This is a genomic window from Hungatella sp. (assembly GCF_046966825.1).
Window position 1 is genome coordinate 1 of the sequence record NZ_JBKVCZ010000205.1, and the last position, 7,775, is coordinate 7,775.

At 52.5% G+C, this 7,775-nt stretch carries 4 protein-coding genes and 1 pseudogene; 4 read left to right on the forward strand and 1 reads right to left on the reverse strand.

Annotation, left to right across the window (positions count from 1 at the left end):
* A pseudogene (locus ACLTD4_RS31865) lies at positions 1-232 on the reverse strand (cell wall hydrolase); the annotation flags it as partial.
* A 244-nt stretch (positions 233-476) separates the two neighbouring features.
* On the opposite strand from ACLTD4_RS31865, the gene ACLTD4_RS31870 reads away from it, so the two are divergent.
* The 4 genes from ACLTD4_RS31870 to ACLTD4_RS31885 all read left to right on the forward strand — a co-directional run.
* Positions 477-2,732, forward strand: a complete 2,256-nt coding sequence (locus ACLTD4_RS31870) for an EAL domain-containing protein (protein WP_117623479.1) — start codon at positions 477-479, stop codon at positions 2,730-2,732.
* Entirely contained in the window at positions 2,716-3,582 is an 867-nt protein-coding gene (locus ACLTD4_RS31875; protein WP_242352534.1) for a helix-turn-helix domain-containing protein, read from the forward strand. Before ACLTD4_RS31870 ends, ACLTD4_RS31875 begins: the two co-directional genes overlap by 17 nt.
* Before the next feature lie 76 nt (positions 3,583-3,658).
* On the forward strand, positions 3,659-4,618 hold the full coding sequence (locus ACLTD4_RS31880; protein ID WP_117623480.1) for a hypothetical protein: 960 nt from the start codon (positions 3,659-3,661) through the stop codon (positions 4,616-4,618).
* Between the two features lie 158 nt (positions 4,619-4,776).
* Positions 4,777-7,775 (forward strand): PAS domain-containing protein (locus ACLTD4_RS31885; protein ID WP_412331883.1); only part of this gene is annotated, 2,999 nt, incomplete at its 3' end.

The following is a 7,775-nucleotide window of genomic DNA, read 5'->3' on the forward strand; positions in this document are numbered from 1 at the left end:
GAGCGTGGGTTACCGGAACTTCTTTTCGCTCGATACCGACCTGAGGAGCCGCATCCGCCGCTTTGACGTTTACGGAACCGCCGTCGGTGATAATACCTTCCTTTGCCGTTTCCGGCAGAGACGGGGTCAAGTGTCCCGGTGATGAAAACGCAGTAAGAGTAAAAGCTGCTGCAATGGCTACTGCAGTGATTACAATGCGGCTTCCCCGGGGATTTTTCCATGAATGCTTCATAAAAACCTCTGATTTTCTGTAAAATTGTTTATTCTCATAAATGTTACGAAAATATTACAAAAAATACTATAACAATTTTTTGCATACTTGTCAAGTTTCGACACTATTTGCATGCTTTCTCCTGGCTGTACTGTTACAGTTCCCCGGCTCCGCCGCCGGTACCCGGATAAAGGAGACATACTGCTTGATAATTCTTCGCAAATATATTATGATTTGAGTAACACTACAGAAGAGGTAACAAGAGATGAGATGGCAAGAACGCGGTAAGAAGGAAATGCAGGGGATGCTGCTGCCAGTAATTGTGTGTGTGTGTTTTATTGCCAGCAGCCTTTTATTTCTCGTTCAGATGATTGTTAAGAGCGAGGAAGAGAACATTACAGATTTGTATAACGCGGCGAACCAGACCAGAACCGCCCTTTTAAAACAGATAGAAGGTGACTGGCAGACTCTGGAGGGACTGTCCGTAAGTCTGCAGAGCCTGGCGAATATCCGGACAGACGAGCTCATGGAGATTCTGACGGATGTCAACGATAAGAATGCCTTTATCCGTATGGGATACGCGGATGCCTCGGGACAGGGGGAAATGGTTGATCTGGCTGGTAATATAGAGGCGATATCCATCGCAGAGGAAGCTTTTTTTCAAAGGGCGATGGAGGGGGAAAAGAGTATATCCACAACCTTCGAGGACTCCAATGCAGCGGGAGGATACGTCAATTATTTTGCAACAAGAGTGTTAAACAGCGACGGAGAGACGGAAGGCGTCCTCTGCGCAGTCCATGCAACGAATGTATTAAGGGCGATTATCGATATGCCCCTTTTGAAAAATTCCGGCTATTCTGATATCCTGAATGAATCCGGTGATTTTGTAATAATCAGCAAACCCTCCATGGCTGAGACGGCTTTGTCGTCAAATCAGGAGGTGATCACGGAAAGAATCCGGGAGGAAGACAGCGGGAGCTTCACTGTAAAGGACGAAAAAGGAAGTAAATACATGGTGAATGTTCTTCCTCTGATTGAAGGACAGTGGTACCAGGTCAGTACGGTTCCGGTGGCGGTGCTTCGTTCCAGCTATATTGAGACAGCAAGAGGCATCATGGCGATTATTCTGGCGGCCTGTGTGCTGTTTATATGGCTGATCAGTTCACAGAGGCGTATGGCGGCTGAGAATCAGAAGACCCTGATGAAGCTGGCTTACAGTGATTCCCTGACCGGTATGCGTAATTTTGACGGTTTTAAGAAGGACGCGGAGAAATTCCTGGCGGAGCAGGAGCTTTCTGCCTGCCTGATCTGGTACGCGGATTTTAAGAATTTTAAGTTTATCAATGACGTACTGGGGTATGAGGGGGGCGACCGGCTGCTCTCCATGGTGGCGGAGTATTTAAAGATGGTGGAAAGTCCGGACTGTATGAGCTGCCGGATCGCCGCGGATAATTTTACCGGAATCGTGCAATGCAGGGAAGACGAAGGTCTGGTCCGGGGCCATAAGGAGATTCTGGACTATCTAAAACAGTCCGGTATGGAGGATTTTCCGTTTCTGGAGATTCCGCTTGGGGTCTACCGCCTGAAAGAGAGCGACCGGGGGCAGACGGTGGATGTCCTGGTAAACTATGCCAATATGGCTCATAAGACGGCCAAGGAGAAAAACGGCAGCGCGTTTGTCTATTACGATGACGACATACGGAAGAAGACGCTGGAGGATTCCACACTGGAAGCGGAGGCGGAGCCCGCCATAAGAAATGGGGAATTCCGGCTTTACATGCAGCCCAAGGTGGACATCCAGAACGGAAACCGGATCTGCGGCGCCGAGGTTCTGGTGCGCTGGCAGAATCCCCGTCTGGGGCTGATCCCACCGGGACGGTTTATTCCGCTGTTTGAGAAGAGCGATCTCATCATTAAGCTGGACCGCTATATGTTTGAACAGGCCTGTATCTGGCTGAAATCGTATCTGGACGGAGGCGGAAGGCCGGTGAATATCGCGGTCAACGTGTCAAAGGTCGGAATCTTCCAGCCGGGCTTCGTCGAATACTATGTGGCTGTAAAGAAGAAATACGGAATTCCGGACCATATGCTGGAACTGGAATTTACGGAGAACATTCTTGCGGTGGATACCGAGCTGTTCTCCGATCTGGTTATAAAACTAAGAAAAGAAGGCTTTCTTTGCTCCCTGGATGACTTCGGTTCCGGCTACAGTTCCCTGAACTTATTAAAGGATCTGCCGGTCGATGCGCTGAAGCTGGATATCCTGTTTTTCCGGAAAAGCCGGGACGTGCGCCGGGAACGGATCGTGGTTTCCAATTTCATCAACATGGCAAAGCAGCTGAATATTACTACAATCGCAGAGGGCGTGGAGGAGGAAGACACCGTGGAATTTTTACAGAACGCAGACTGCGACGTGATCCAGGGTTACATATTTGCAAAACCCATGCCGAAGGAAGAATTTGAGGCGATGCTGGGCGGGACGGATCACCTGGCGATGAATCACAATGTGCAGGGCAATTGAGGCAGGGGCGCCGTTATTCCACAGACTGTATCATCCCATGACATCGCGTCCGTTTTTATCGGACGGACGCTACAGGGAATACAGGCCGTGCGAATTGCTGCGCCCCTATATTTTATGTTATTGGACCATGGAAGACGAGGTCACGCCGGACAGGAGGGGGAGCGAAGCGAACGCCCCCGTCCTGGTGATCCCGGATACGTGTGCCGATATTATTATCCGTATCAACCATACGAGACAGGAGATTTCGGGGTACCTGTGCGGGATTCAGGATCAGCCGTTTCTTTCGGTTCCCCGCATCAGTGGAGATGAGGTCAGCTGTTTTGCCGTACGGTTCTATTTTTGGAGCGCCGGACTGTTTTTGAATTTAAATTACAGGGATACGTCGAATGCAACGATTGGACTGGAGGAGCTGGGCCGGGACTGGAGAATGCTGTTCGAACCTTTTTTCTATTTGAACAGGATAGAGGACCGGATCGCTCTTGTGGAGGAATTTCTGCTGAGAAAGCTGGTATCGATGGAGTGGAAGCCGGATCTGTATAATTCCATACACCGGATTCTCGCCTCTTCGGGACGGATCTCCGTGAAAGAGATCTGCGAGTACAGCTGTGTCAGCCAGAGACAGATGGAGAGACTGTTTTTAAAAGAGGTGGGACTGCCGATCAAACGGATTGCCGGTATGGTGCGCTATCAGAACGTGTGGCGAGAGATGGTTTCCAGTAAAGAATTCAATATCCAGGACGCGGTTTACCGGTATGGTTACACCGATCAGGCTCATCTTTTAAAGGAATTCCGGCGCTTTCACGGGATGGCGCCCGAGGAGGCGAGACGAATCGCGAGGGAGAACCGGTAGCGTGTCGTTTTTTTACAATACATTTTCGCCTTTCCCTGGTATAGTATCGGTTACAACACGGAAGGAGAGAAAGAACATGAAAGTACTGAACAAAAATGACTATCAGGAGATCCGCACCTGGATTCACCGCAATGCAAGAGAACTGGAGCTGTCCGTCTGGAATTATTTTTTCGAGAATGGGAGCCGGGAGGCTGTGATCGATGCGCTGTCATATTATCAGAATGAGGATGGAGGCTTTGGACATGCAGTGGAGCCGGATGGCTGGAACCCGGAATCATCTCCTTACGCCACGCTGGTGGTAACGGGAATCTTAAGACGAACGGGAGCCGCAGATGCCATGGGAGCCGGCCATCCCATGATGCAGGGCATTTTCCGCTATCTGGAAAGCGGTGCTGGCTGCGATGAAAACGGCTGGATGTTCTCTGTTCCGTCCAATGACGGATGGCCCCACGCTCCCTGGTGGAGCTATGACGAGGCAGAGAATCAGCTTCAGAGCATGGGGATCATTGCAGGGCTGTGTGCATTTATCCTTCATTACGGAGAACCGGAGTCTGCGGTTTATCAGACTGCCCTGGAGCATACGGCAGGGATCCTTGAGAAAGCGGCTGCAGCGGAAGATTTCGGCGAGATGGGAGCCGGCGGAGTCTGCATGCTGCTGGGAGAAGTGATGATGAGCGGCTTAAACGCCTCTTTCCCCTGTGAAGGACTGATGGGGAAAATGGCGGAGGTCGTAAACCGTTCCATCGAGCGCGACACGGAAAAATGGGCGGGCTATACCCCGCGTCCCTCGGAGTTTATCTGGGCCCCGGACAGCCCGTTTTATAAGGGAAATGAAGAGATCGTGGAGAAGGAACTGGAGTACCTCATCGATACGCGAAAGCCGGGCGGTGTGTGGGATATCACATGGACCTGGTTCGCGCTGGGAGAAAAGTACCCGAAGGAGTTTGCCGTCAGCGAGAACTGGTGGAAGGCGTCCAAGGCCATTGAGAAGCTGGGATTTTTAATGAGCTTTGGCAGAGTAAAAACAGAAGAGTAAGCGGTATCGCACTGGATACCCGATTACACGACCGCGGCCGTGTTCCTGACTGAGAGGGAGCACGGCCGTATTATTTTGCCGCAATGACTAAGAATGCATTGAGTTTTAAGCGTGGATTCAGTATAATATGAAATAGTGAACAGAAAAACTGAGCGGGTATGCAGACAGGGAAAGCGGGTAAATGCGGCGTGGGAGCAGAGACAGGGAAAGAACGGGAAGCGCGTATGAAAGAGGCGGAGCGTCTGGCTGGTTATATCATGCATAAGCATTACTGTGAGCATGATGTAGAGGCGGTTACGGCTCTTTTTTCAACGGAGTTTTCATGGCTTGGAGCAGGGGAAGAGGAGTATGTCACGGGCAGAGACGCCTGTGTGGAGCAGTTTATGAAATACAGGGGAGTCATCCCGAAGTGCAACATCGAGGATGAGGAGTATGAGGTCATCTGTCCGGCAGAAGGCCTTTACATAGTGTCAGGCCGGATGTGGATCGCCACAGATCCCAGCGCCGAGATGTATTTAAAGGTGCATCAGCGGGTGACCTTTGTGTTCCAGGAGACGGAGGAAGGGCTTAAGTGCAATCATATCCACTGCTCCAATCCGTATCAGGAGATGATGGCCGGAGAGCATTTTCCGGAGAAAATAGGCAGGCAGTCCTACGACTACGTGCAGGAGCGCGTCTCGGCGCTGGAGGAAGAACTGAGACAGCAGAACCGGCAGATGGAGGTCATTATGTCCTCTATCGCGGGCGGATTAAAGATCAGCAACGACGACGACACCTATTCCTTTGCCTTTGTCAGCAGGGAGGCGGCGGCCCTCTTTGGGTATACGGTGGAAGAGTTTATGGAGGCTACCGGGGGCAATGCGGTGGGGAATGTCTATCCGCCGGATCTGCCGAAGGCGCTCTCAGACTGCGCGGAGGCGTTTCGGGATGGCGGTCTTACCTATTCCACCCGCTACCGGGTGCGCTGCAGAGATGGAAGCCTGAAGTGGGTGATCGACAGCGGAAAGAAGTGCCAGGATACGTCAGGCAGATGGATGGTCAACAGCCTTTATCTGGACATTACGCGTTCGGAGGAGGATGCCGAGCGGATCAGGGAGCAGGCACAGCTGCTCTCCAGTATTTACGACACGGTTCCCTGCGGAATCATCCGTTTTGTACGGAAGCATGACGGCGGTTACCGCCTTGTCTCTTTAAATAAAGCGGTTTTATCGCTGATGGGATATGGGACGATGGAGGAAGGGCTTAAGGACTGGCGGGACGGTACGCTGGGCGCGGTTCTGGAGGAGGACCGCCTTCTTCTGCGTGCTGCGTATGACAGTCTTAAGCAGGCAGGAGACCGGAGAGACAGCGAATACCGCGTAGGCTGGAAGGACGGTTCTGTCCGCTGGATGGAAGGAAGCAGCATGATCGTTGGCTTCACAGCCGACGGGGAGGCCATTCTCCAGCGTACGGTGGTGGACATTACCCAGAGAAAGGCTTTAAAAGAGCGGCTGGACCGGGAACAGGAGATGTACCGGGTGTCCATGGAAGCGAGTTCTGCGATCATGTTTGAGTATCTGATGGATTCTGATACCTTTATCAGCTATGAACCCAGGGCAGGACAGGGAATTCTGCGCAACGAGCTGAAAAACTACTCAAAGATTCTTCTTGACCGGCAGATCGTACATCCGGACGATGTCCCGACCGTTCTGGATAATATCTGCCGCGGCCGTTCCGAGGTGTTCGAGGTGCGCTGTTCCACTCCGGATGGAGTGAGGGGACAGTATACCTGGTTCCGGGCAGACAGCAGGCTGATGGAGGAGAACGGCAGGCCGTACCGGGTGGTAGGCGCGCTCCACAATATCCATAAGATGAAAGCAAAGCTGTCGGAAAACAGTGAGCGCCTGTATATGAGCCAGTCAGCATTCCAGGCGATCGGAGGCGTGTATGTCAGTATTTATTACGTGGATTTAGAGACAGACAGCTACTATGCGGTCCGTCTTCCGGAAGCGGGCCGGGGAGCGCCTCCGCCCAGGAACGGCGGCTATACCGGCGGCCTGCGGGGCTATATTCTGGATTCCGTCAGACCGGAGGATAAACACCGGGTGGCGGAGCTGTGCAGCAGGGAGCAGATCGAACGGGTACTGACGGAGCAGAACGTCCATATCGAGACGGAATTCCGCCATAACCGGTCTGCGGAGTGGCTGAGGCTGGAGATTCACCAGGTGGCGGTAAAGGACGGAAAGCCCAGGACGGTAATCCTGGCGATCCGTGATATCAATAAAGAGAAGCAGAGAGAACTGGAATATTACGAAGAGGAAAAGAGGGCAAAGCAGGCGCTGGAAGAAGCCTATGAGTCCGTGAACCAGGCCAATCAGGCGAAGTCGGAGTTCCTGTCCCGGATGAGCCACGATATCCGGACACCCATGAACGCCATTCTGGGTATGACCGTGATCGCGGAGAACAGCCTGCAGAACACGGAGAAGGTAAAGGACTGCCTCTCCAAGATCAGCCTTTCGGGAGCCCATCTTCTGGAACTGATCAATGAGGTTCTGGATATGTCGAAAATCGAATCCGGCAAGATGAGTCTCAGCGAAGAGGTGATTCACTTAGATAGACTGGTCGGTGAGGTGGCCCAGATCATACGTCCGGAGGCCGAAAACAGAAAGCAGAAGTACGAAGCGCAGATCCGGGGGCTGGAGCATGGAACGGTCTGTGGAGATGCGGTGCGGATCAAGCAGATCTTAATCAATCTGTTGTCCAATGCCATTAAGTACACGCCTGTGGGCGGCCGGATCGGCCTGAGCCTGGACGAAAAGCTGTCCAGCGAGAGCGGTGTGGGCTGTTTTGAATTTACCGTGGAAGATAACGGAATCGGAATGGCGCCGGAATTTATAGACAGGCTGTTTATGCCCTTTGAGCGGGCGGAGGACCCGAGAGTCTCCCGGATTCAGGGAACCGGGCTGGGACTGGCCATCACGCGGAACCTCGTGTCCATGATGAACGGTACCATACAGGTGGATAGCAGGATGGACGTTGGAACGAAGTTTGTTGTCACCATATATTTAAAGCTGGCGGGAGACGGCGAGACACTCCGCCCGGAGCCGCCGGTAGATGCTTTCCCGGTAAAGAGGCAGTTTAAGCCGGGGCTTCGCGTGCTGCTTGCGGAGGACAACGA